Genomic DNA, 24,750 nt, shown 5'->3' with positions numbered 1-24,750 from the left:
GGGCACCGGTGAACGACCGATACGACGCGGGTGACGCGGGCCATGGCGCCGGCCCGTACGAGATCGTCGGCTACGACGAGTACGGCCGGCCCGTGTACCAGCAGGTCCCGGCACAACAGGCGCAGCAGGCTCCGCAGACGGCCTACGATCCGTACGCCCAGCATCAGGGCTACGGCTACGACCCCTACGCCACCGGCCAGCAACCGCCGGTGCCCGCCCACGACTCCGGCCCGCACACCGCGCCGTACGACGCCTACGGCGCCCAGGCCCCGTACGACCCCTACGGCACCGGCACCCAGCAGGCCGTAGGGCACGATCCCTACGGGCAGGCCGCGAACACCGGGCAGCAGCCCCGGGTCGCCGGGCAGACCGCCCACATCCCGCAGCAGGCCGGGCCGGCCGAGGAGCAGCGGGGCCGGGGAGAGCGGCCTCAGCCACCCCTGGGCGACGGTGAAGGGGACTACCACACCGAGCAGTTCGCCTTCGTCGAGGAGCCGGACGGTGACTCCGAGGACGTCATCGACTGGCTGAAGTTCACCGAGAACCGAACCGAACGCCGTGAGGAGGCCCGCCGCCGCGCCCGCAGCCGGATCATCGCGCTCACCGTCGTACTCGCCCTCGTCGCCGTCGGCGGTGTCGGCTACCTCTGGTACGCCGGAAAGCTGCCCGGCCTGTCGTCCTCGGGCTCCAAGCCCGGCGCGGCCACGTCCGTGGGCGCCCAGAAGCGCGATGTGATCGTCGTCCATCTGCACAACACCGGCCAGGGCGGCACCTCCACGGCGCTGCTGGTCGACAACACCACCACCAAGCAGGGCAGCACCGTGCTGCTGCCCAACTCCCTCGCCCTGAGCGGCGACGACGGCTCCACCACGACCCTCGCCAAGTCGGTCGACGACGACGGTTCCTCCGGCACCCGCGACCAGCTCGACACCGTCCTCGGCACCAACATCCAGGGCACCTGGCGCCTCGACACCCCCTACCTGCAGAACCTGGTCGACCTGGTCGGCAACATCGACATCGACACCAACACCGACGTGCCCGACCCTGATGCCAAGAAGAAGGGCGCCGAGCCGCTCGTCCACAAGGGCAGCGCCCAGACCCTCAGCGGCAAGATGGCCGTCGCCTACGCCACCTACCGTGCCGCCGGTGAGTCCGAGGACGCCCAGCTGGAGCGGTTCGGGCAGGTCATGCAGGGCGTGTTGCGCAAACTGTCCTCCGACCCCTCGTCGGCCGTCACCACCGTGCAGACCCTCGCGCAGATCCTCGACCCGCCGCTCACCGACAAGGACCTCGGCACCTTCCTCGCCAAGCTCTCCGACCTCGCCAAGAGCGGCGACTACAAGACCGCCCTGCTGCCCGTGCAGCCCGACGGCACGCTGAGCGCCAAGACCAGCGACAGCGTGGTGAAGGACATCCTCGGCGGCACCGCCAAGAGCCCCGGGGCCGGCTCCGCGGTCCGGGTCTCCGTGCAGAACGCCACCGGTGTGAAGGACGACACCGGGAAGGCACGCGTGGTGCTCCTCAACGGAGGCTTCACTTTCCTGGAGGGCGGCACCACCTCCGGCACCCAGGCCGCCTCGAAGGTCGTCTACGCGGACGCCTCCGACAAGCAGAACGCCACCGAGGTCGCAAAGACCCTCGGACTGCCGACCGGCTCCGTGACCAAGGGCACGGTCTCCTCGGGCGCCGACGTCTCGGTCGTCCTGGGCCGGGACTACAAGCCGTCCGCCTCCTGACGAAAGGCCTGGGCACCCCTCGTGTCCCCGTAATCACGTGGGGTGCCCCGGGCGGTCCGTGAGACCCTTAGTGGCAAACGACCGCCGACGGAAAGCCAAGTAGTGACCGCCACCGACCGTTCCATTGAGCTCATCAACACCGCCGCCCAGGCGGCGGCCGACAAGCTGGCCCACGACGTCATCGCCTACGACGTCAGCGACGTGCTGTCGATCACGGACGCCTTCCTGCTGGCCTCCGCGCCGAACGACCGCCAGGTCAAGGCCATCGTCGACGAGATCGAGGAGCGCCTGCTGAAGGAGCTCGGCGTCAAGCCGGTGCGCCGCGAGGGCGACCGCGAGGCCCGCTGGGTGCTGCTCGACTACGTCGACATCGTCGTCCACGTCCAGCACAGCGAGGAGCGGGTCTTCTACGCCCTGGAGCGGCTGTGGAAGGACTGCCCCGAGCTGGAGCTGCCCGCCGACGCCAAGGCCACCCGGGGCAAGGCGGCGGAGCACGCCCGAGTGCAGGCCGAGGAGGCCTCCGCGGAGCCGGGCGGGGAGTGGTGATGGGCGCCACCGGTGAGGTGACCGACCGCAGGACCCGGGGCCGCCGCATCATCCTGTGGCGGCACGGCCAGACCGCCTGGAACGTCGAGCGCCGTTTCCAGGGCAGCACGGACGTCGAGCTGACCGACACCGGTATAGGCCAGGCCCGTCGTGCCGCCCGGCTGCTCGCCTCCCTGGGGCCGGACGTGATCATCTCCTCCGACCTCCAGCGCGCGGCGAACACGGCCGCCGAGCTGGCCTTGCTCACCGGCCTCGACATCACCCGCGAGGAGGGTCTGCGCGAGACCTACGCGGGCGTGTGGCAGGGGCTGACGCACGAGGAGATCATCGAGCGCTACGGCGAGGAATACGCCGCCTGGAAGCGCGGCGAGCCAGTCCGCCGCGGCGGCGGCGAACTGGAGACCGAGGTCGCCGACCGGGCCGCCCCCGTGGTCCTGCGCCATGCCGAGAAGCTGCCCGAGGACGGCACGCTCGTCGTCGTCAGCCACGGCGGCACCATCCGCACCACCATCGGCCGACTCCTCGGCCTGGAGGCCCGGGACTGGGAGAGCCTCGGCGGTCTGTCCAACTGCTGCTGGTCCGTGCTCGGCGAGGGCGCCCGTGGCTGGCGGCTGTTGGAGCACAACGCAGGCACCCTTCCGGAGCCCGTGCTCGGCGACGACACCTGAGCCGCCGCGACTCCCGGACCTCGGATTTCACTTTCTGGCAGGTCACAGGCTAAAGTTCTTCTTGTTCGCCCCGCCGAGCGGGAAGAACGCAAGGGGCTATAGCTCAGTTGGTAGAGCGCCTGCATGGCATGCAGGAGGTCAGGAGTTCAATTCTCCTTAGCTCCACTGGTCGACACTCTGTTGAGTTGTCAAAGATCGGTGATGAAGGTCCCGTCCCCGTCAGGGGGGCGGGATTTTCTGCATTTCACTGGCGCACCTCTCCTCTGCCTTCTCTGCCCCCTCCCTCGCGCGCTTCCTTACGCGCTCCCCCGGAAGCACCACCGCGCCGCCCGCCCGCAGCTCCATGGACCCGGGCTCGCCGCGGACGGCGCGCGTATGCAGTCCTCCCGGACCGGCTCGCCCACGTGTCTTCCGCAGCCCGACCGAAGGAAGGCGCCGACTCCGGTCTGCGGCGCTGTGCGCTCGCCGATCGCGTCGGCTTCGCCACCCGTGTCGTGATCTCCGTGTTCGCAGGTCCCGGTGTTCGTCGTCCCCATGTTCGCCGTCATCTTCCGGCCCCCGTCCACTCCGTTGTCCTCACTGCCCTCTTTGCCCCCGTCCCCGTCCCCGTCGCCGTCGCCGTCGCTGTCGCCGGGCCTCCGGCGCCCTACGATTAGTGAAGCATCTGCCACTGACAGTGACTGGCAGTCGGCGGCGGACCGCAATCACCCGTCACGGACAGTGAAGCACCCGGCACTGACAATCGGCCCCGGCCGCTGCTCGCGGCCCTGCTCGCCGGCCGGTTCATGGCGGCCCTCGACCTCTTCACCGTGAACGTGGTCGCGCCCACCGTCAGTTCCGAACCCCACGCCCGCGGCGCCGATCGGCAACTGGTCATCGTGGGCTGCGCCATCCGCAGCGCCATGGCCGGGGTGGAACGCGGGCCGTGCGCCGGTCGGTGCCGGTAGGTCGCCGGTCTGTTCGGTGTGGCTGACGGCCGTAGGCCTGGTCGACCAGCGGGTGGGCGCCCAGCGGCGGCGACGGGGGAGAAACCGTCGCACGGCGGGTGTCAGTGGCCTGTTGGTGATGGTCGCCCAGCTCGGTCGGCTGATCGGCGTGGCGTTGTTCGGCACACTGTTCCTGAACCGGATTGAGTCACTCGGGGTCTCGCACTCGTATACCCCTGCGGAGGCGTTCTCGGTGTGGGCTCGGACGCCGGCGGGAACGGCCCGGGCGGTAGCCGTGTCCGGACTGGTACTGAGGCGTCGCTGACCGTATTGCTCCGGCCGTGGCAGAATCAAACGGCCGGAAGGGGGCGTGGCCCGACGGGAGGGAGTAGCGATGCCTGCGAGCATCCTTGGGGAGGGCGGCCACCTCCTCGGTGCGGCGTTGATACGGGATACGACCACCCGGCTGAGCTGCCCTTCCTGCGGTTCCGCGCATGTCGCCCAAGTCCTTGGCGACAACGGCGGAATCTCCTACGTGTGCACGGCCTGCGGCCACAGCTGGAGCTGATCGATGGGTGCACACAGGCGAAAGTGTGACTGGTGTGGGAGCGGTACGCCGATCGTCCGCGACATGGAGCCGATCAATCCCGACTACCAGTACTGGTGCGAGGAATGTGCGCGGGCGCTGATCATAAAGGGCGACCCGATCGAGACGTACCGGGAATTGGAGGGTGAGCCGATCTACGGTCGCCTGCTCGAGGAGCACTGCACACTCAAGCGGTTCTACTCCTTCGTGACGGCTTGACGCCGGTCATGCCGCTGTCGCGGCACGGCAACGATGTCGGGCTCGGTGCGAGGAACAGTGCTTCGGCTCCTGTGGAAGGGGCGAAAGCGCCAATTCCTGCTCTCCCCGGTGCGGTTCGGGACGCCGGTCCGTGCGGCATCCGTCGAGGGGGCGCGCCAGGCCCGGCGGTGTTTCCAGGACGTGGGGCCGTGGCTGCGGCATGCGCGGAGAGTCGAGCCGGGTCCCACGGCACCAGGACGTCCGGCGCGAGGCCGACCTGACCCCGCGGCGGTCTCCACGTGCGCGTGGCCGACGGGATTGGGCGACCGGCCGTCCGGGACCGCCAGGGGCGCGAGGTTGCCTGTGGCGGCGCGCGCAGGGGCGTACGCGCCGTTCGCGACCCAGCTGTCCACCGTACCGATCCTGCCGGCGCCCCTGCGCCCTGCGGTGGGCTCTCGGGCGACGCGATCACGGTCACGCAAACCGACATTAGGGCTGTACCGGCGCGAACCCGAAACCGATTTGGTGCTGTGGCCCCGGGCCTGTAATGTTTACGACGTCGCCGGGGGAACCGGGCGAAACAACAAAACAAGGGGCTATAGCTCAGTTGGTAGAGCGCCTGCATGGCATGCAGGAGGTCAGGAGTTCAATTCTCCTTAGCTCCACAGAAGTTGAAGGCGGATCATCCTCGGGATGGTCCGCCTTCGGCGTGTTGCGCCCGGATGACGGGCGAACGGCAAGGGGTGCCCCACCCCGTCGCGGGTGGGGCACCCCTTGCCGTGTGCTCAGCGGCCCAGCGCCCGCCGGCCGCGGCCCTGGGAGAGGACCGGAAGGTTGCGCGACGGCGCCTGCCCGCGCGTGTCCTCCTCGAGGCGCAGGGCGAGCGCCGGACAGCGTCGCACCGCGCGAAGGGCCTTGGCCTCCGCGTAGCGCGGCACCTGCGCCTGGGCCACGGTCGGGAAACCGTCGGCGCCGAGTTCGAACACCTCGGGAAGGATGTCGGCGCACAGCCCGTGCCCTCGGCACAGCGTCCAGTCGACGTAGATCTTCTGGCGGCTGGAGCCGGTCTCCTCGGGCTCTGCGCCGCCCGGGATGCCCGTAGGCGCCCTGCCCCCCTCGAAGAGCGGCAGAACGCCCTCCACGGGCCGTCCGCAGCCATTTCCGAGCACATGGGCGGCCAGGTCGTCGGTGAACGCCTTGATGGTCGACTCCAGGAACATCGCCGAGCCGTCCGGGTGCGAACACGCGCCGCGGCGCTTGACGTTCTTCGCGACCTGCTTGAGCGCCTCCAGGGCCGCGGGTCCGCCGCCGTTGAGGATGTCCTCCATGCCGCGCGCGGCGGCGGGCAGTCCGAGGTAGCAGGGGCCGCACTGGCCCGCGCTCTCCTCGGCCAGCCACTGCGCCACCCGCAGCGACTCGCCCAGCGGACAGGTCTCCTGGCTGATCGGCAGGATCGCGCCCGCGCCCAGCGAACCGCCCACCGCGTCGAGCGAGTTGCGGGAGACGATCGCCTCGTTCACGGTCGCCGCGTCGATCCACTTGCCGTGGTAGCCGCCGGTCAGCACGCCCTGCGGCATCGGCGGGGCGCCCGCCAGCTGGAGTACGTAGCGCAACGGCACGCCCGTGGGGACCTCGAGCACCATCGGACGGGCGACCGCGCCGGACACGGTGAGCATGACCGTGCCCGGCTCGTCGTACAGGCCGGTGTTGCCGTAGCGCTCGGGGCCGATGCGGGCGGCGATGGCCAGCTGCGCGAAGGTCTCCGCGTTCGACAGCAGCGTGGGCGCTCCGCCGACGCCGCTCTGCGAGGCGCTGATCTTGCGGCCGGGCGGGATCGCCGGGCCGCCGTCGACCGAGCGGATCAGCGAGGCGGCTGCGCCGGTGACCATGCGCACCGGGTTTCGCTGCACCCACGCGCGCAGGGCCGATCTACGGCTGTTGCTCAGTCCGCGTTCGGCGAGTGCGGCCTCCATGGAACGCTGCGTGGACTCACGTGTGACACCGATCACGAGCGTCCGTGCGCCGAGCGCCTCCGCGCACAGCAGTGCGCCGTCCAGGATCAGGTGCGGGGCGCGGTTGATGAGCACCGTGTCCTTGCGACAGGCCGGTTCGTCCTCGCTGCCGTTGACCACGACGACCGGCCGCACCCCGCGCTTGATCGCCGACTCGGCGACCGAACGCAGCTTCTTGTGGAAGGGGAAGCCCGCGCCGCCACGGCCTTTGAGGTTGATGTTCTCGGAGAGCTGCGCGAGCTGTTCGCCGCCCAGGGGATCGAGCGGCCCGTGCACCTTCAGATGCATGGGCAGGTCGAGCCGCTCCACAAGGTCGAAGCCCGACGTGAGCTGGGGAAGGCCGACCACGCGGACTTCGGGGACGTCGGGCAGGGCCTCGTTCACTTAAAGCCTCCGGACGGCGTGTTCCAGGATTCGCCCGAACCCGGTGCGTCGAAGGACGCGCCGGGCAGCGTTTCGGTAGCGGGACCGTTGTTGTACGTGTCACTGGCGTTGTACGTGCCATAGCGGCCGTTTGTCTCACCGGTGTCGTACATCTCACTTCCGCCGTATCCGGATGTGCCTGTATTGCCATAGACCGGGATGGTGTATCCGGTGTCCTGGAGGGGGTCGTACACGGACGGCGGGGCCTCGCCGACCGGCGGCGGGGACGGGATCGGCCAGCTGCCCGAGGTGCTGGAAGGGCCGTCCGTGCGCGGGACGGCCTCCGTGGGCTGCAGGTCCAGCGGCAGATCCATCCGGGCCGTCTGGCCGGCCGTGTACGGCTGCTGGGTGCTCGCGTGCGGGGACACCGCGCGGTAGGCGGCCGCGAAGCCGGACGCGGGCTGCGCCGTGGGAGCCGCGGGCGACTGGTACAGCGGTTGGGCGGGGGCGGCCGCCGCCTCGGGCTCGCGCCGGCTCTCGAAGCCCGGCAGGGCCGACTCGGCGACCCGGGAGCGGCTCGCGTCCAGCTCGTCCAGTCCGGGCCGCTCCGAGCTGCCGAAGAGCGCCACCAGGCGGTCGGCGATCCTGCGCTTGACCGGGCGCGGGGCGGAGCGCAGGGCGAGGGCGGCCATCACGCCCAGCAGGGACAGGCCGTAGGAGATCACGAAGAACGGCTTGGCCGCGCGGCCCGCGTACAGGCCGTGGATCAGCGCCGCGCACCAGGCCGGGTAGGCCAGCATGTGCATCGCGCGCCAGCGGGCGGCGATCGGGGCAGGGGTGGCGAAGTTGCTGCGCAGGGCGCCGGTGATGCCCACGAAGATCATCAGCAGGCCCGCCACGGACCCCAGGCCGATCAGGCCACCGATTCCGGTGATGCCGAGCGAGAACGGGATGATCGCGGCGATCACGCGCGTGTGGCCGAGCGCGATCTTCGTGACGATGTGCAGCAGGAGGAAGGCGATCGAGGCGATCCCGAGCGTGCGGTGCACCGCCTGGCCGACGATCCGCTGCCGGATGTTGAGGAAGATCCGGTCCTGGGCGAACAGGCCCCAGATCACCGAGCAGCTGAGCGAGACCAGCGACAGCACGCCCGCGCCGAAGTTGAGGAAATCGCGGACCTGACTGCCTCCGACCAGCACGACCACGGGTATCAGCAACAGGGCGACGGCGGTCGCCACCCCAGAGGCCGAGCGGCCCGGTTTGGGGAGTGAGCTGGTACTACGACGAGGGTTCATGGGGGCAACTCCGAGCAGTTTCGGGAAAGCGGTCCCGCTGCCGAACTCTAAGTGGCGCCATACCGATCGGTACGGGGTTTGAGTTATTGCGTTGTTATCAACGGGCAATATGACTAGGGCGATGTCCCTTAGTGGACGATACGCGAAGTAATTTTTGACCTTGGTTCAGTTCTGGCGGGAGTTCCTGGCATGTCCACAAGGGATACGGACGCGCGTCGCGGCTTGCTCAAGGCCGTCGCGGCTCGCTCAGGGCCTGCGGTACCCTAACGCCATGCGTGCCGTACGCCTTCTGCTTAGCGGGCCGCGCTGATCAGTACCGACCCCGGTCGTACCCGTGAGGTCGGCATCGGCGCGGCGTCCCCTCCTGTGCGAGGGGCTTTTTCATTTCCGCAGGCAGAGACGATCGATGGAGCTTTGAGGATCATGAGCGAGACGAACCCCGCTGCTGCCGCCGCCGCGTCGGCGGAAGCAGCGCCGCACCGCTACACGGCTGCCATGGCGGCCGAGATCGAGGCACGCTGGCAGGACTTCTGGGACGCCGACGGCACCTACGCGGCGCCGAACCCCAAGGGTGACCTGGCGGGGGACCCCGAGCTGGTCGCCAGGCCCAAGAAGTTCATCATGGACATGTTCCCGTACCCCTCCGGAGCGGGCCTGCACGTCGGCCACCCGCTGGGTTACATCGCCACCGACGTCTACGCCCGGTTCCAGCGCATGACCGGCCACAACGTCCTGCACACCCTGGGCTTCGACGCCTTCGGCCTGCCCGCCGAGCAGTACGCCGTGCAGACCGGCACGCACCCGCGCGTCTCCACCGAAGCCAACATCGAGAACATGAAGTCCCAGCTGCGCCGGCTGGGTCTGGGCCACGACAAGCGCCGGTCGTTCGCCACGATCGAGCCGGACTACTACAAGTGGACCCAGTGGATCTTCCTGCAGATCTTCAACTCCTGGTACGACGAGGAGGCGCGCAGCGCCCGCCCGATCTCCGAGCTGATCGCCCAGTTCGAGTCCGGTGAGCGTGCGATTCCGGGCACCACGCGCGCGTGGAGCGAGCTGAACACCGCCGAGCGCGCCGACGTCCTGGGCGAGTACCGCCTGGCCTACGCCTCCGAAGCCCCCGTGAACTGGTGCCCGGGCCTGGGCACCGTGCTGGCCAACGAGGAGGTCACCGCCGAGGGCCGCTCCGAGCGCGGCAACTTCCCGGTCTTCAAGGCCAAGCTGCGCCAGTGGAACATGCGCATCACCGCCTACGCCGACCGGCTGCTGGAGGACCTGGAGGAGCTGGACTGGCCCGAGGCCATCAAGCTGCAGCAGCGCAACTGGATCGGCCGCAGCGAAGGCGCCCGCATCGACTTCCCGATCGACGGCGAGCACATCACGGTCTTCACCACCCGCCAGGACACCCTGTTCGGTGCCACCTACATGGTGCTGGCCCCCGAGCACCCTCTGGTCGAGAAGTTCACCCCCGAGGCCTGGCCCGAGGGCACGCACGAGGTGTGGACCGGCGGCCACGGCACGCCCGCCGAGGCCGTCGCCGCCTACCGCGCGCAGGCCGCCTCGAAGTCCGACGTCGAGCGTCAGGCCGAGGCCAAGGACAAGACCGGCGTCTTCATCGGCGCGTACGCCACCAACCCGGTCACCGGGGAGCAGATCCCGGTCTTCATCGCCGACTACGTCCTGATGGGCTACGGCACCGGCGCGATCATGGCCGTCCCGGCGCACGACACGCGTGACTTCGCCTTCGCGCGCGCCTTCGAGCTGCCGATCCGCTGCGTGGTCCAGCCGTCCGACGGCCGTGGCACCGACACCACGGCCTGGGACGACGCGTTCGTCTCGTACGACGCGAGGATCGTCGGCTCGACGACCGACGAGGTCTCCCTGGACGGGCTGGGCGTCGCCGAGGCCAAGGCCCGCGTCACCGAGTGGCTGCAGGGCAAGGGCATCGGCGAGGGCACCGTCAACTTCCGCCTGCGCGACTGGCTGTTCAGCCGTCAGCGCTACTGGGGCGAGCCCTTCCCGATCGTCTACGACGAGGACGGCGTCGCCCACCCGCTGCCCGAGTCGATGCTGCCGCTGGAGCTGCCCGAGGTCGAGGACTACAGCCCGCGCACCTTCGATCCGGACGACGCGGACACCCAGCCCGAGACGCCGCTGTCGCGCAACGAGGAATGGGTCAACGTCACCCTGGACCTGGGCGACGGGCCGAAGAAGTACCGCCGCGAGACCAACACCATGCCCAACTGGGCCGGTTCCTGCTGGTACGAGTTCCGCTACCTGGACCCGCACAACGACCAGAAGCTGGTCGACCCCGAGATCGAGCAGTACTGGATGGGCCCGCGCGAGGGTCAGCCGCACGGCGGTGTCGACCTGTACGTGGGCGGCGCCGAGCACGCCGTGCTGCACCTGCTGTACGCGCGCTTCTGGTCCAAGGTCCTGTACGACCTGGGGCACGTCTCCTCCGCGGAGCCGTTCCACAAGCTGTTCAACCAGGGCATGATCCAGGCCTACGTCTACCGCGACAGCCGCGGCATCGCGGTGCCGGCCGCCGAGGTGGAGGAGCGCGACGGCGCCTACTACTACCAGGGCGAGCAGGTCAGCCGTCTGCTGGGCAAGATGGGCAAGTCCCTGAAGAACGCGGTGACTCCGGACGAGATCTGCGCCGAGTACGGTGCCGACACCCTGCGCCTGTACGAGATGGCGATGGGCCCGCTGGACGTCTCCCGCCCGTGGGACACGCGCGCGGTGGTGGGCCAGTTCCGGCTGCTGCAGCGGCTGTGGCGCAACATCGTCGACGAGAACACCGGCGAGCTGACGGTGGTGGACGAGGCGCCCGACGAGGACACGCTGCGCGCCCTGCACAAGGCCGTCGACGGCGTCCGCCAGGACCTGGAGGGCCTGCGCTTCAACACGGCGATCGCCAAGGTCACCGAGCTGAACAACCACCTGACCAAGGCCGGTGCCGCGGTGCCGCGCTCGGTCGCCGAGCCGCTGGTGCTGATGGTCGCCCCGCTGGCCCCGCACATCGCCGAGGAGCTGTGGCGCAAGCTGGGCCGTACCGACTCCGTCGTGCACAGGGACTTCCCGGTTGCCGACCCCCAGTACGTGGTCGACGAGACCGTGACCTGCGTCGTGCAGATCAAGGGCAAGGTCAAGGCTCGCCTGGAGGTGCCGCCGGCCATCTCCGAGGAGGAGCTGGAGAAGGCAGCCCTGTCCGACGAGAAGGTCGTCGCGGCGCTGGGCGGCGCGGACATCCGCAAGGTGATCGTGCGCGCGCCGAAGCTGGTGAACATCGTTACGGCGTGACGAGCGGACACCGGCCGCGATGGGGATCGGGTTAGTCCCCTACGGGCAGATTCGGGGCAGGTTCGGGGTTCTTCCGGAACTCCGGGCCTGCCTGCTGCGTTTACTGTGGAAAGCGCAGCGGCGCAGGCCGCATCAGCCGGAGGAGGAGCGTCATGGAAGCAGTGATCGCCGTGTTCGCCCTGCTCTTCCTGCTGTTCATCGGCCTCGGCGCGTACGCCACGGTGAAGGCGGTCGGCGCCGCCAAGCGCGGAGTGGACCGGACGATCGAGCAGGCCCGCCGCACGGTCGAGGACCACACCCTGCGTGCGAAATCCATCGTCCAGATCGGCCCTTCCGCCGAGATCGCCGAGTTGCGGCTGGCACTGCGCACGTCGATGCGTGCCACCCAGGACGCGTTGCGCACAGGGATCGCCGAGGACGAGTCGCTGAAGGAGTCCCTCGGTCTCTTCGAGCGCCTCAACGTGCACGGACACCAGCTGGACGCAGACCTCAGGCGCCTGGAGACCGAGCCCGACCGGGCCGAGGTCGGGGCCCGACTGGCCGAGCTGCGCGGCCGCACCGAGCGCATCACCAAGTCCGCGAACTCCCTGCGTTGGGCCGTGCGCGACCGCGCGCGCCAGTTCACCGACGACGATCTCGGCGCCCTCAGCGATCAGATCGACATCGAGGCGGACGCCCTGCGCCACTGGACCCCGGCCGGGCCTGCCCAGGCACCGCAGTGGCCCGACGCCGGTGCGACCGAGGACCGGGCGGCGCAGCACACCCAGTCGTGGGCCCCCGGCCCCCGGCCTGCCGAGGAGCCTGCTCCCCAGGCGATCACCCCGCCGTCGCGCCGCCTCGCCTACCCGTGGCAGAAGAAGCCGCGCCCCGAGAGCACCGCCTGAGCGGACCGCTCCGTTCCCGTTACGCAGGGGCCGGGCTGCCGCGCGAGGGCTACGGCAGGTAACCTCCAGCTCATGTCCCGCCATGTCGCGATCGTCACCGATTCAACGGCCTACCTGCCGTCCAGGACGATGGAGCGCCACGGCATCACAGCGGTACCCCTGACCGTGGTCCTCGGCGACGAGGCGCTCGAAGAGGGCACCGAGATCTCGACCCGCTCGCTTGCCCAGGCACTGCAGAAGCGCCGGCCCGTGACGACGTCCCGCCCGAGTCCCGAGGTGTTCGCGGAGACCTACCGCAGGGTCGCCGAATCCGGCGCGAGCGGCATCGTCTCCCTGCATCTGTCCGCCGAGTTGTCCGGCACCTACGATGCGGCGGTCCTCGCGGCGCGTGAGGCAGCGGTGCCGGTGCGGGTGGTGGACACCGGGATGGTCGCGATGGCCCTCGGTTTCTGCGCGCTCGCCGCGGCCGTGACCGCGGAGGCCGGCGGCACGGTGGACGAGGCCGTCACAGCCGCCGAGAAGCGCGCTGCGGGCACGTCCGCCTACTTCTACGTCGACACCCTGGACTATCTGCGCCGTGGCGGTCGAATCGGAGCCGCCCAGGCACTCCTCGGTTCCGCGCTCGCCGTCAAACCCCTGCTCCAGCTGGACGGTGGCCGTATCGAGCTGCTCGAGAAGGTCCGTACGGCGTCCCGGGCCATCGCGCGCCTGGAGGAGATCGCCGCCGAGCGGGCGGGCAGTGCCGAGGTCGACATCGCCGTCCACCACCTCGCCGCCCCCGACCGTGCTGCCGCGCTCGCCGACCGGCTGCGGGCAAGGGTGCCGGGTCTGGCCGACCTGCATGTCAGCGAGGTCGGAGCGGTGATCGGGGCGCACACCGGTCCCGGGCTGCTGGGTGCGGTGGTCTCGCCCCGCTGATTTCCGCTCGTACGGGTGACGGGGTTTTCCACAACCGGGCGGTAATTCCCGGAAATTGAGCATGATCATCGCGAATCGGCAGGATGTCCCATCCTCGTCGCATGGCACTTCGATCACGTACACGCATCGCCTCTGCCGGCAGCGGTCCCGGACGTGGGCCCGCCTCGGACGGCCGGGTCCGATACCGCCGTCGCACCCGCCACCGCCGGCCTGCACCGGCGGACGAAGTGCGCCGCCGGGCGGAGCTGCTCTTCGGCGAACGTGGAGTGCGGTGCGGGGAGCTGGGAAACGCACCACCGATGGGGGAGGGGCCGTCGGCGCCTGCGACCGCGACGCCAACAGCAGCGGTTGCGAATACGGCGACGATGACGGGTCCGGCATCCGGGTTGATCCCGGCGAGGGCCGAGGGCGCCGCCGTCACCACGCCGCTCGTCCCCCAACCGGCCGATACGGCCCACTGGATGGCGCCGCCGGAGTCGCTGGAGCCGCCGGAGTCGTCGGGGCTGCTGGAGCCCGCGGAGCCGCGCCAGCCCCCGGGCCCCGGTGCCCTCGGCTGGCGGGATCGGGTGGCGCCCGCGCTGCGGGAGCGGATGCCGGTGTGGTTGCAGACGCGGTGCGGGGTGGAGCGACGGGGAGTCGTGGCGCTCGCCGTGGTGCTCGTGGTCGCCGCCGTGTTTGCCGTGCAGCACTTCTGGGCCGGGCGGACCGAGTCCGTGCGAGCCCCCCAAGTGGTGCGTGCCGAGGCGCCGTACGTCAAGAGGAGCGAAGACGCCAAGGCCGGTGCGGGCGGGCGTACCCCGGCGGCGCCGGGCGGGGAGATCGTCGTGGACGTCAGCGGCAAGGTCCGGAATCCGGGGCTCCGGCGGCTTCCGGCCGGCTCCCGGGTGGCCGACGCGCTGCGGGCGGCCGGCGGTGTCCGCCCGGGCGTCAGCACCGAAGGGCTCAACCAGGCCCGCTTCCTGGCCGATGGCGAACAGGTCCTCGTCGGCACACCCGTCGGCGCGGTGGCCCCACCCGGCCCGCCCGGCGAAGCGGCCGCTGGAGCTGCGGGCACGGCCCCCGCGGCTCCGGTCTCTCTCAACACGGCCACGGTGGACCAGCTCGACAGCCTGCCCGGAGTCGGCCCGGTGCTGGCCCGGCACATCATCGACTACCGCACCCAGCACGGTGGTTTCCGCTCGGTGGACGAGCTGCGTGAGGTCAACGGCATCGGCGACCGCCGTTTCACCGATCTGCGCGACCTGGTACGGCCATGAGCAGCGCTACCGGCGCCGGACCACCGGGTGCCGTCACGGCCCGTGGGCCCGAGGTCCAAGAGGTATTGCCCGAGGCACGAGAGGCTCCGCGAGGCGACCGGGCGGGGCCCCTGGACCTGCGCCTGGTGCCACCCGCGCTCGCGGCCTGGGCCACGGCGGCCCTGACGCTGGACGCACCGGCGGGCTGGACGGCCGCGCTCGCGGTCGTCTGCCTGGTGGGTGGGGCCGGGCTGCTGTCGGTGCGGCGTGGACGAGGCAGACGGGCCGGTGGCGCCGCAGGGGCAGAGGAGCCGGGGCATGGCGCGCGGGCGCTCGGGCGGTTCGCGTGGGTGCGGGCCTCGGTCGCCGCCGTGCTGCTCTGTGTCGCCGCGGCGGCCGTCTCCGCCGGGCTGCACGGGGCGGATGTGCGGCGCGGGCCCGTACCCGAGCTGGCCCGGCGGTACGCGAGCGTGACCGCCGAGGTCGAGGTGAGCGGTGATCCCTGGCGCAGCCGGCCACGGGTGCGTGGCGATCACGAGGCGCCCGTGACGGTGCTGGCGCGGGCGGAGGTGCGCAGTGTCGAGGGGCCGGACGGCAGGCGGGTGCGGACCCGGAGTCCCGTTCTGCTGGTCGTCGACGCGGACGTCCCGGCTCCGGAGGGGAGCGCCGGACGGAGGAGCGGCTCGGAAGAGGAGGGTGCGGCGGTCGCCCGGCGGGCGCGCGAGGCGCAGGCCGGCTGGCTCGGGTTGCTGCCGTCCACGCGGCTGATGGTGGGCGGGCGGCTGGCGCCCGCACTGACGGGAGGTGATCGGAGCGCGGCCGTGTTGCGGGTGCGGGGCCGGCCGGGGCCGCGGATCGTCGCGGGGCCGAGCGGGCCGCAACGGCTGGCGGGGCGGCTCAGGGCCGGGCTGCGGGAGGCGACGGACGGCCTGCCGGGGGACGCGCGGGCACTGCTGCCCGGGCTGGTCGTCGGGGACACCGCGCGCATCACACCCGAGCTGGACGAGGCGTTCAAGGAGACGGACCTGGCCCACACGCTCGCCGTGTCGGGCAGCAACCTCACCGTGCTGCTCGCGCTGCTCATCGGGCCGCCCGGGCTGGCCCAGCGGGCCGAGCGCCGCGGCCTGGCCCCGCTCCTGGGGCTCTCGCTGCGGGCGACCGCCGTGGCCGCCGCGGTGCTCACGGCGGGGTTCGTGGTCGTGTGCCGGCCCGACCCCAGCGTCCTGCGGGCCGCCGGCTGCGGCGCGGTCGCACTGCTCGCACTGGCCACCGGGCGCCGCAGATCCCTGGTCCCGGCCCTGGCCACGGCCGTCCTGCTGCTGGTGCTCTACGACCCGTGGCTGGCCCGCGGTTACGGCTTCCTCCTCTCCGTGCTGGCCACCGGCGCCCTGCTCGTCCTGGCGCCGGGCTGGAGCGAGGCGCTGCGACGGCGCGGGGTGCCGCCGAGGCTCGCGGAGGCGCTGGCGGCGGCGGGCGCGGCGCAGGCGGTGTGCGCGCCGGTCGTGGCGGTGTTGTCGGCCCGGGTGAGCCTGGTCGCGGTGCCGTGCAATCTGCTGGCCGAGGCGGCGGTGGCACCGGCGACGGTGCTGGGGTTCGCGGCGCTGACGGCGGCGCCCGTGGCGATGCCGATGGCCAAGGCGCTGGCCTGGTGCGCGAGTTGGCCGGCCCGCTGGATTGCCGGGGTGGCCCGGGCGGGGGCGGCGCTGCCCGGGTCGGGCGTGGACTGGCCGGGGAGCTGGCCGGGGGCGCTGCTGCTCGCGGCGGTCACCGTGGGTGTCGTCCTGGCCGGGCGCCGGTTGGCGCGGCATCCGTGGTGGTGCGGGCTGCTAGGGCTGGTGCTTCTTGTGGCGGTGGTGCGGCCGGCGCCGCTGACCCGGGTGATCACGGGCTGGCCGCCGCCGGGTTGGCGGTTCGCGATGTGCCTCATCTTCCCTGTTGGATCTACGTGTTGAAGCAGATCCAGCGAGGTGGTTCGTGGTGGGTTGGCGGGTGGTATGGGTACCCGAGGAGCGGGATGTCTGCACGGTTCGAGTGCCGGGTTTGGCTGGCTGGGACGACTTGGTAGCGCGTGAGGTGAAGACGGGCATCCATCCCGGTGACCCGATCTTGCTGTCTCCCGACTGCCAGGTTGACGAGCTTTTGAGTGTGTACTTGTGCCGCTCTTCGTTCGCGCGACTGGAGGCCGAGACTAAGCGCAACTACACCTCGGACTACTGCGTGTTCTTCGACTTCCTTTGGGGCCGGGGCAAGACATGGAACGAAGCCACGGCGGATGACCTTTGGGACTTCGAGGACTGGCGGACTCGCTCCCCGCGTAATCCGCGCAAGGTCGGACCCTCGCGTTGGAACCGAGGATTGGCTGCGGTGACCCGTCTCTACCGGTGGGCCGTTACGAACGGGCACATGACGGATAGCCCTGTTGAGACGCGGTCGGTGATGGGCCGTCGGGGAGAGGCTATGCAGGTCCCGACGGCAAGGGCAAAAGGGGCCAGGGCTAGCAACGTTCGTTGGTTGACGCCTCGGGCGTTTCGCTTATGGGTCGATGTCGGATTACGTGGACACACCTCCGCCGGGATCATCACCCCGGGCTGGAGGGGACGACTGGAGGAGCGCAACACTTCTTTCGTTGACCTGCTGTTCTCCTCCGGTATGCGGCTCGGCGAAGGAGCATCGTTACTGACGCTTGAGGTGCCTGGCGTGCGGCTGGGGGGTGGACGCTATTATCACGGCCGTCTGGCCAGGGCAGTGACGAAGTCCAAGAGGGCTCGCACCTTTTACGTGTCAGCGCCAGCCGTCGCAGCCGTTGAGGGGTACATGGAATCGACTCGGGCCTTAACCGTTCGCCGAGCCCAGGTCCAGGGTCGGTACGATCGCTTGCCAATGCGCCTTGTGGTGCGCCAGACCGGACATCATCGACGGCTACTGCACTGGATCGACCAAGACGGTTGTGAAGGGCAGACGCCGTTGGGCGAGGCGACGATCGCCGAGCGGATGACGTACTTCACTGAGGGGCCGCTTGGGCCCGAGCCGTTGTGGTTGTGGCTGAACGAGTCCGGCACGCCGTTCCGCCCAGCATCCTGGGAGAACGTCTTTCGCTCGGCGTCCCAACGCTGCCAAGACCAGCTCCGCAATGTGACGGAGGAGCCGCCGTGGTGTACGCCGCACATGTGCCGGCACTCCTTTGCGCTTTACATGTTGGTGGTGCTGCACCATGTCATGGACGTGAAGTTGGGGCTCAGCGCGGAGGAACGGCGGGATTTCCGGCTTCTCTACGGTGACCCCTGGCGGATGGTCCAGGACCTTTTGGGGCATGCCCAGTTGGAGACGACCCGAGAGATTTACCTGGCTCCGGTCGCTGATCTGCAACTTCGCTCCCTCCTGCTGGAACCGGCGCCACCGTTGGGGGAGGCTGCACGCTCGGATGCGTGGGTGACGTCTCTGCTGGCCCGCATTGCGCGGGAGAGCGACCACATTCAGGATCTGAACGAGCGCCTAGGGCCAGGATGAGCCCGCGCGGACGCAGGGCGGCACAGCCCGAAGAGATCCACCACCGGCCTGCCATCGTTGACGACTCCGGCCTGATCGTCCGGCACCGCGATCTACAGGGCCGGGTGAGGATCTACGACTTCGCAGCATTGTCCGTCGGATCCGCAATGCAGCGGGACCTAGCGGGACGGTTCGCGGCCAGATGCGCCCCCGGCGGGGGGTGGAACTCTGTCGCCACCAGCCGGGCCCTTTGGTACTTGGTGGAGGCATTTTCCCGTTTCCTTGGCCAGTTGGATGCGCCACCCGCAGATCTGGGAGAGATGACGGCAGGGCACTGGAATGCCTGGCGGCTCAGCCGCCCGGATTCGGTGCGAGGTGCTCAGGAAATCGGATCCGTGGCGTCCTTCCTGCGTGATGATCCGCGTCTGTCCCAGCCGCTGCGGGAGGCTATGGCCCGTAGGGTCCCACCAGTCCGTGTCGAGGAACGGGCCTACACTCCAGCGGAGTTTGACGCGATTCGGCTCGCGGCCCGCCGGACGTTCCGCGCGGCACTTCTTCGCGTAAGGGAGAATACCGCGACGCTTCAGGCATGGCGGGAAGGCCATCATGAGCCGGGCACCGACGGTTATTTGCTCGGTGAAGCGCTCGACTTGCTGGCACGCGAGGGCCACGTCCCTCGTCAGCTTCGAAAGTCGGGCACCAGCCACGGGCAGCGGCAAGTATGGCGGGTCCCGGTCCCGTATGAGCAAGCGCTGGGCGGCTCGCACCCTCGGCACACCTGGCAGCGGTTGTACCTGACCTGCGCTGAAGTCGCTGCTTTAGGCGTCTTGTTCGCCGCAGAGTACGGTCTGAACGCGACTCCGATCTCCGAACTGCCTGCCCCGCGCCCGACCCCGGATTCCGTCGGGGACGGCACGCTCGTCTATCGGATCGAACTCACCAAACGGCGTAGGCAGAGCCGCCACAGCGAGGTCCGCAATTTCACCGACTTCGGGGCGACGTCGCCGGGCCGGCTTATCACCGAGGCTCTTGAGGCCACCGCCCACGCCAGGGCCTACACCGCAGCAGCAGGGGGCCCGGATCGGCTGCTGGTCTGGCACCGCTCTCATGCCTCAGGGCCGGGCCTGGGGCAGTTCAACTTCGGGCTGACGAAGTACTCCATGCCCAGCTGGATCAGGGAGACGGGCCTTGTGAGCGTGTCGATGAGGCGGATCCGGAAGACGGTCAACGTGGTCCACCGCCGTGAACCGGGGCAGAACAGTCAGGATGTTCACGACCGCGTCTATGTCCTCCCTGAACCGCAGGCCCACGCGGTGGCTGTCCCGCTCATCGCCGACGGGGCACAGGAGGCCCTGGACGCGGCCCGCCGCACCGTGCTTCAGGCCCGCCTGATCGACGCACCGCAGAACGGTGATGCCGAGACAGTGACAAACGGCTGCTCTGACTACATGGCCAGCCCGTTCGGATCGGCAGGCATCGGCTGCACCGCCTCGTTCCTCCTCTGCACGGCGTGCCCCAACGCTCGCATTGCTCCTCACCACCATCCCCGTCTGGCCTACCTGCACCAGGTCTTGGAGGGCCTGCGTGGCGTCATTGAACCGGTCCTCTGGCAAGCGGACTGGAGCGAGGCTTACGCCCGCTTGTCGGATTTGAAGGACCGGATCGGCCCTGGCGTCTGGGCGGCCGCGCAGAGCGGGGTGACTCCACAGGACCGCAAGATCATCCATCAACTCGTGAACGGACATTACGACTCGTGACGGCCTTGCTCGACTTGCCTTCGCTCTCGCCAGACCCGGCCGTAGCGTTCATCACCTCCGACCGACTGCCTCCGGGCGCCGGCCCCGTCGCCCGTTACGGCGATCAGGTGTGGTGTCTGCACCCCTTGATCGAGAATCCCGGCGGCGTCCGCTGCCGCATCTACTGGGCGAACTTCCCCAGTGGACTCCGGGAGGAGTGCCGCTTCCTCGCCTACCGGCTGATCAACGAGCCCGTGCCGGCGCTCTACCTAGTCAGCCGGGCTGGGGCCTGGCGCGAGAGGCTCAGCCCGTACAGGATCCACAAGACTGTGTTGCACTGGGCCGAGCTGGCCAGGTGGTGCCACAAGCACGGCATCACCACCTTGCGTGACTTCAGCGAAGACGCCTGGCACGACTACCACCAGTTCGTTCGCGCCAAGGGCCTGTCCAGGTCCTCGGTATGTCATCGGCTCACCGCGATGCAACGGCTCTGGATCTTCGATCACACCAGCCCACACCCGCTCGGCATCGCCGAGCCCCCCTGGAGCCGTGAGGGCAGCGACGACTACCTTCCCGCCGCTACAGCGCTCGGGGAAAACGCCACCGAGCCGATCACCCCGGCGACGATGGGGCCGCTGCTGATCTGGGCCCTGCGGATGGTCGAGGACTTCGCAGACGATGTCTTGGCGGCCTGGGCGGAGTACTGTCGTATGACGGCCCGCCCACGCCACAACCCCGCGGCGAACGAGATGAGTAGGCCAACCCTGCTGGCCTACTTTCGCGAGCTAGAATCCAGCGGCAGGCCAGTCCCGACGATCCAGTGGCAGGGCAGGACGGCATTCGCCACTACTTACATTGCGGCCCTGACCGGAGCTTCCAACAGTCAGGTCCAGCACGCTCTCGAAAGCAACCTCCGCTGGCAGGAGCTGAAAAGGACCCGTCCCGGCGGCTGCCCCATGCCTTGCGCTGTCACCGGCATGATCGACGGTCGCCCATGGACCGACGCCGTCGACTTCGATGAGGTCGGCGGGCTGATGCGGCACCTGGGAACTGCGTGTTTCATCGTGATCGCCTACCTCACTGGTATGAGACCAGGCGAGGTCCTGGGCCTTCACGAGGGCTGCTGCCCCGAGCCGGAACCCGGGGGACGGCACCTGATTTATGGGCACGAGTTCAAGACCGCCCGAGACAAGGACGGCAACCATCTGTCCCGCGGGAGGACGCGGGATGTTCCCTGGGTCGCCATTGCACCCGTGGTCGCCGCGATCCGTGTCCTCGAACGCATCGTCCCGTCCGAAGCGTTGCTCTTCGACTCGTACTCGCACCAGTTCTTGATCCAGCGTAAGAACGCCAAGAGGGCGCTGACGTTGTATTCGTTCCGCGACCGCGTCGAGCATTTTGCTCACTGGGCATCTGATCTCGCCGTCAGCCTGGACCGCCCCCACGAAGTGATCCCCGCCGACCCGGAGGGCCTGATCGGCACCGCCCGGTTCCGCCGCACCCTGGCCTGGCACATTGCCCGTCGGCCCGGAGGCCTAGTCGCGCTCGCGATTCAGTACGGCCATATGCGCACGGCGGTAAGCGCCGCCTACGCCTCCCGCAGTCGTGACGGCATTCACGACCTACTCGACATCGAGATGGCAAGAGCGACCGCTGAAACTCTCGCCACCCTCCACGACGACCTTGCTGTTGGCACCGGTGTCTCAGGGCCCGCTGCTCGGCGACTCATCCACGCAGCGACGCAAGCACCAACTTTCGTGGGCGTGATCACCACGGCCCGGCAGGCCAGAGCTCTGCTGAGCAACCCGGCTTTGGCCGTCCACGACAACCCGCATGCCTTCGCGATGTGTGTGTATAACCGGGACAAAGCGCTCTGCCGCCGGATCAAGGATGACGACTCGCCCCGCCTCGACAGTTGTGTTCCGACCTGTGCGAACATCGGCCGCCTCGACCACCACGCTGTCCAGCTCGGCGACCAGGCCGAAGACTTGGAAAGGCAAGCCGATTCGGGAGGCCTCCCGTTTCCGCTGGCTGAGCGTCTACGCGGGCAGGCGATGCGACTGCGCGAGTACGCCGACCTGCACCACAGCAATCGGACCACCGCCCGGGGAGAACCCGCATGAGTCCCGCCAGTGACGAACGCCGCCGCATTCGTGAGGCCATGAGTCGGATCCTGAACGGCACCGCCGAGCAGTCAAATGGCGCCCTGACCATCGTCGCACTCGCTGCTGAAGCTGGAGTTCCGCGCAACGCGCTCACGCAGCGCCACCCCGACCTTAAAAATGAGTTCTACGCTCAGGTCAGTGCACGCGGAGAGATTACCGACGCGGAGAAGCGACTCCGGAAAAAAATCGTAAAACTCAAGGAACTACGGGCTGCGGACCAGAACGAACTGGCCCAGTTGAGAGATGACGTCGAAATCCTTGCACGGGTTGTGAATCAGCTGACATTGGAGAACCGGCAACTTCGCCTGCAAGTGGCCGCCCCGGAGTCGGCCCTTCGATCCCTGCCCTCCCAGCCTCGACCACCGGCCGGACGGTCGTGGCCGGTGGGGTGAGTGGTGGGTCAGGTCGCCCGGACAGCGACTCAGGGCGATCACGGTATTGGAGGGGCTGAGGACGTAGCGCACGAGTGTGGTCGCGGAAACCAGGACCGTACCGGCGCGCAGGTACTGAACCAGCTCGCCGGCATGCTCCAGCACCTTGTCCCGGACAGCGCACCACAGCCCGTCCGGCCAGCCCCGCCCAAACTCTCTGAAGTTCCCGACCGCGGGAAATCTCTCGTCCACCTACAGAAGGTAGGGCGCCTGCTCGCGCACGCTCGACAGAGATCTCAAACGCGGTCTCACGAATCTTCCGCACGCTCTCCTTGCAGGCTCGGCGTATCGAAGACACGCAATAGCAAAGATGGGGCGATCGTCAACCCCCTTGCCAAGGCCAGAATCGTAGTCAAGCTTGGATTTCGACGTCCGTGCTCGATGTAGACGATGCCTCGGAAGCTCATCCCGCTCACCTCGGCTAGCTCCTCCAGTGTGAGCCCTTGCGCTTCGCGCAACTGTCGCAGGTGCATGCCAAAGGCATGAAGAGTGGGGTCTGGGTGGTCGGATGCTGGCACAGCTCCGACTCGAACAGTGGCGCCCGTTTGACCACCATGAACAGCTGTGCATAATCGTCTTCGTTGTATCGCTAGACAGCCACCCCCCAAGGGGTGTGCCGGGCATGACTAAATGATTAGCCTTGGAGACGATGAATCGTGCCCGCCCATCGCAGATATTCGCGAGAGGTTATTGAACGCGGCGTGCAATTGGTGCTTGAGATGAGAGAGGAATCACCTAAGCGTTCAGGTGTCATGCGGGAGGTGGGTGAACTCCTCGGAGTTCACCCGGAAGCTCTGCGGCATTGGGTGAGGAAGGCTGAAACGGGAGGATTGCATGGTGCTGGAGTTGCCAGTGCTGATGCAGAGTTGATTCGGAAACTAGAGAAAGAGAACGCGGAGCTGCGGCGCGCAAATAGCGTACTAAAGGCGGCAGCTGCGATGTTTGCCTCAGAGCTGAATCCCCGAAGTCACTTCTGAAGTGCGGCCCGGCAGGGCGGGCGAGAGCCACAGCAGCCGGCTGCCGGGGTCGGTGACGACCTGCACGTTCTCGCCCTGCTCGTAGCCGACCCGGTCGTACTCGGCGAGCTCCACGAGCGTATGTGGTAGATAGAGTCCGGCAGGATGGATGACCAACGAGGCTCCGAGCAATGTGGTTGAGACGTCAGACACCTCGATCAACAGCCCGGGGCCTCGCTCGTTGCGCTTCACTGGCCATCACCTGTTCGATGGCCAACTCGAAAGAGCTCACTGCGTCCGCGGTGTGACCTCGCGTCCGAGCTGCCATCGGTAACGCTGCGCCCGAACGAACTCCGAACCTTCTTCGAGCACTGCCCGCACCTGTTGAATGCTCGCGGCCGGCTTGTCCGGGAAACGGTCGTGGACCAGCTCTTGTACCTCGGCGGCCAGGATCGGTTGGGTTTGCCGAGCCAACGCGATGGCGACCTGCTGTCGGAGGGTTGGCCGTGAAGGCGCCGGAAGGATGACGTCACGCAGACCCTCGATGCCACGCTGTTCTTGTGCCATGCCGACTGCGAATTGAGTGGCAATCGCCTCGACGACCTTGCCAACAACCTGAGCCGTTGCCTTTCGCCGGTCAGGCTTCTGGAGGAGAAGAACACCTGTACCCAGGACAATGCCACCGAGTAGCCATGGTGAGACGCCGACCTTGCGCCCGGAGAACGTGAGCAACCCAACCGCACCCCGGAACGGCAGGGCGGCGACATTCATGGTGACGATCTGATCCTGGAATCCCTCGACGAGGTCCACGGCCGAAGCAGCGGCCTCGCGCCACTCCTTGGGAGCCAGACCCGGCTTCTTGAGGTGCCTGTCGTCTGAGAACACGACGCAGGGGGCAACGAGTTTGGCGAGCAGGCCAGTTGGGACGTCGTCCGGGTCGGTGATGGCGAGGACTTGTTGGTCGGGGGCATCCAGGCCTGACACGGTGACGAACCGAAGGGCAGGGAGGTAGGCCTCCTCGAAGCACTCGACCAGCGGTGCCATGGGCACCTTGCAACGCTTCGCGAAGCGTGGAAGGCGCTCGTACATCTCGTCGAAGACGTGGTCGGCGGCGAAGAGAACGGCAGACCCGTTGTCGCTCATCCTCAACAGCCGTGACCGACGTCCGTGGCGGCAGTCGTTCTCGATGCTGCTCATCAGGGCGTTGGTGTCCACGATGCCGACCAGGCGGGTCGCGCTTGAACTGTAGAGGTCAAGCGGCGCGGGCTTCGAACGTGGTTCACGCTGACGTTCCGTCATGCGC

General features: G+C 68.9%; 17 protein-coding genes, 2 tRNA genes and 2 pseudogenes. 16 read left to right on the top strand and 5 right to left on the bottom strand.

Features of this window, described 5'->3' with window-relative positions; translation table 11 throughout:
- Positions 1–8: 8 nt before the first annotated feature.
- From GQF42_RS16285 to GQF42_RS16255, 6 genes are all read left to right on the top strand, one after another.
- Entirely contained in the window at positions 9–1,736 is a 1,728-nt protein-coding gene (locus GQF42_RS16285; protein ID WP_158920525.1) for an LCP family protein, read from the top strand.
- A 102-nt stretch (positions 1,737–1,838) separates the two neighbouring features.
- A complete protein-coding gene (rsfS, locus tag GQF42_RS16280) occupies positions 1,839–2,282 on the top strand; it encodes a ribosome silencing factor (RefSeq protein ID WP_158920523.1) in 444 nt (147 codons plus the stop codon).
- Positions 2,282–2,950, top strand: coding sequence for a histidine phosphatase family protein (locus tag GQF42_RS16275; RefSeq protein ID WP_158920521.1), 669 nt, complete (start codon positions 2,282–2,284; stop codon positions 2,948–2,950). Before rsfS ends, GQF42_RS16275 begins: the two co-directional genes overlap by 1 nt.
- A 92-nt stretch (positions 2,951–3,042) precedes the next feature.
- Positions 3,043–3,115, top strand: a tRNA-Ala gene (locus GQF42_RS16270).
- 1,332 nt (positions 3,116–4,447) lie between these two features.
- Entirely contained in the window at positions 4,448–4,681 is a 234-nt protein-coding gene (locus GQF42_RS16260) for a hypothetical protein (RefSeq protein ID WP_006136074.1), read from the top strand.
- A 571-nt stretch (positions 4,682–5,252) separates the two neighbouring features.
- A tRNA-Ala gene (locus GQF42_RS16255) sits at positions 5,253–5,325 on the top strand.
- A 120-nt stretch (positions 5,326–5,445) separates the two neighbouring features.
- Here GQF42_RS16255 and GQF42_RS16250 read toward each other — a convergent pair.
- Both GQF42_RS16250 and GQF42_RS16245 read right to left on the bottom strand, forming a co-directional pair.
- On the bottom strand, positions 5,446–7,056 hold the full coding sequence (locus GQF42_RS16250) for an NADH-quinone oxidoreductase subunit NuoF family protein (RefSeq protein ID WP_158920517.1): 1,611 nt from the start codon (positions 7,054–7,056) through the stop codon (positions 5,446–5,448).
- Positions 7,053–8,330 carry a cytochrome b/b6 domain-containing protein gene (locus GQF42_RS16245; RefSeq protein ID WP_199272699.1) on the bottom strand — a complete coding sequence of 426 codons (1,278 nt, stop codon included), beginning with the start codon at positions 8,328–8,330 and terminating at the stop codon, positions 7,053–7,055. Before GQF42_RS16245 ends, GQF42_RS16250 begins: the two co-directional genes overlap by 4 nt.
- A 423-nt stretch (positions 8,331–8,753) precedes the next feature.
- On the opposite strand from GQF42_RS16245, the gene leuS reads away from it, so the two are divergent.
- The 9 genes and pseudogenes from leuS (at position 8,754) to GQF42_RS16200 (ending at position 22,452) form a co-directional block, all read left to right on the top strand.
- Complete coding sequence (gene leuS / locus GQF42_RS16240) at positions 8,754–11,636, top strand: leucine--tRNA ligase (RefSeq protein ID WP_158920514.1); 2,883 nt, start codon at positions 8,754–8,756, stop codon at positions 11,634–11,636.
- A gap of 152 nt (positions 11,637–11,788) precedes the next feature.
- Positions 11,789–12,520, top strand: a complete 732-nt coding sequence (locus tag GQF42_RS16235) for a hypothetical protein (RefSeq protein ID WP_158920512.1) — start codon at positions 11,789–11,791, stop codon at positions 12,518–12,520.
- Positions 12,521–12,592: 72 nt separating this feature from the next.
- Complete coding sequence (locus GQF42_RS16230) at positions 12,593–13,438, top strand: DegV family protein (RefSeq protein ID WP_158920510.1); 846 nt, start codon at positions 12,593–12,595, stop codon at positions 13,436–13,438.
- A 365-nt stretch (positions 13,439–13,803) separates the two neighbouring features.
- On the top strand, positions 13,804–14,694 hold the full coding sequence (locus tag GQF42_RS16225; RefSeq protein WP_375992590.1) for a helix-hairpin-helix domain-containing protein: 891 nt from the start codon (positions 13,804–13,806) through the stop codon (positions 14,692–14,694).
- A pseudogene (locus GQF42_RS16220) lies at positions 14,691–16,595 on the top strand (ComEC/Rec2 family competence protein); the annotation flags it as partial. The gene GQF42_RS16225 and the pseudogene GQF42_RS16220, both read left to right, overlap by 4 nt.
- A 151-nt stretch (positions 16,596–16,746) precedes the next feature.
- Entirely contained in the window at positions 16,747–18,180 is a 1,434-nt protein-coding gene (locus GQF42_RS16215; RefSeq protein WP_233273361.1) for a tyrosine-type recombinase/integrase, read from the top strand.
- 374 nt (positions 18,181–18,554) lie between these two features.
- Complete coding sequence (locus GQF42_RS16210) at positions 18,555–19,916, top strand: hypothetical protein (RefSeq protein WP_158920506.1); 1,362 nt, start codon at positions 18,555–18,557, stop codon at positions 19,914–19,916.
- Complete coding sequence (locus GQF42_RS16205; protein WP_158920504.1) at positions 19,913–22,018, top strand: integrase; 2,106 nt, start codon at positions 19,913–19,915, stop codon at positions 22,016–22,018. Before GQF42_RS16210 ends, GQF42_RS16205 begins: the two co-directional genes overlap by 4 nt.
- Entirely contained in the window at positions 22,015–22,452 is a 438-nt protein-coding gene (locus GQF42_RS16200; protein ID WP_158920503.1) for a hypothetical protein, read from the top strand. Before GQF42_RS16205 ends, GQF42_RS16200 begins: the two co-directional genes overlap by 4 nt.
- Positions 22,453–22,739: 287 nt before the next feature.
- Here GQF42_RS16200 and GQF42_RS16195 read toward each other — a convergent pair whose 3' ends face one another.
- The gene (locus GQF42_RS16195) at positions 22,740–22,964 is read right to left on the bottom strand and encodes a helix-turn-helix domain-containing protein (RefSeq protein ID WP_158920502.1); all 225 of its coding nucleotides are present in this window, start codon (positions 22,962–22,964) and stop codon (positions 22,740–22,742) included.
- A 183-nt stretch (positions 22,965–23,147) separates the two neighbouring features.
- Between GQF42_RS16195 and GQF42_RS47690 the strand changes: the two genes are divergently transcribed.
- Positions 23,148–23,468 (top strand): transposase, encoded by a 321-nt coding sequence (locus GQF42_RS47690; RefSeq protein ID WP_158920500.1) that lies wholly within the window; start codon positions 23,148–23,150, stop codon positions 23,466–23,468.
- Here the strand turns inward: GQF42_RS47690 and GQF42_RS16185 are convergent.
- Together GQF42_RS16185 and GQF42_RS16180 are read right to left on the bottom strand one after the other, a co-directional pair.
- Positions 23,454–23,576 (bottom strand): annotated as a pseudogene (locus GQF42_RS16185) (IS5/IS1182 family transposase); the annotation flags it as partial. The gene GQF42_RS47690 and the pseudogene GQF42_RS16185 sit on opposite strands and share 15 nt — an antisense overlap.
- 159 nt (positions 23,577–23,735) lie before the next feature.
- On the bottom strand, positions 23,736–24,746 hold the full coding sequence (locus GQF42_RS16180) for a PIN domain-containing protein (RefSeq protein ID WP_233273360.1): 1,011 nt from the start codon (positions 24,744–24,746) through the stop codon (positions 23,736–23,738).
- Positions 24,747–24,750 lie beyond the last annotated feature (4 nt).

Origin of the sequence: Streptomyces broussonetiae (assembly GCF_009796285.1) — a bacterium.
Lineage (GTDB): Bacteria > Actinomycetota > Actinomycetes > Streptomycetales > Streptomycetaceae > Streptomyces > Streptomyces broussonetiae.
This window is presented reverse-complemented; position numbering and strand designations above follow the sequence as displayed.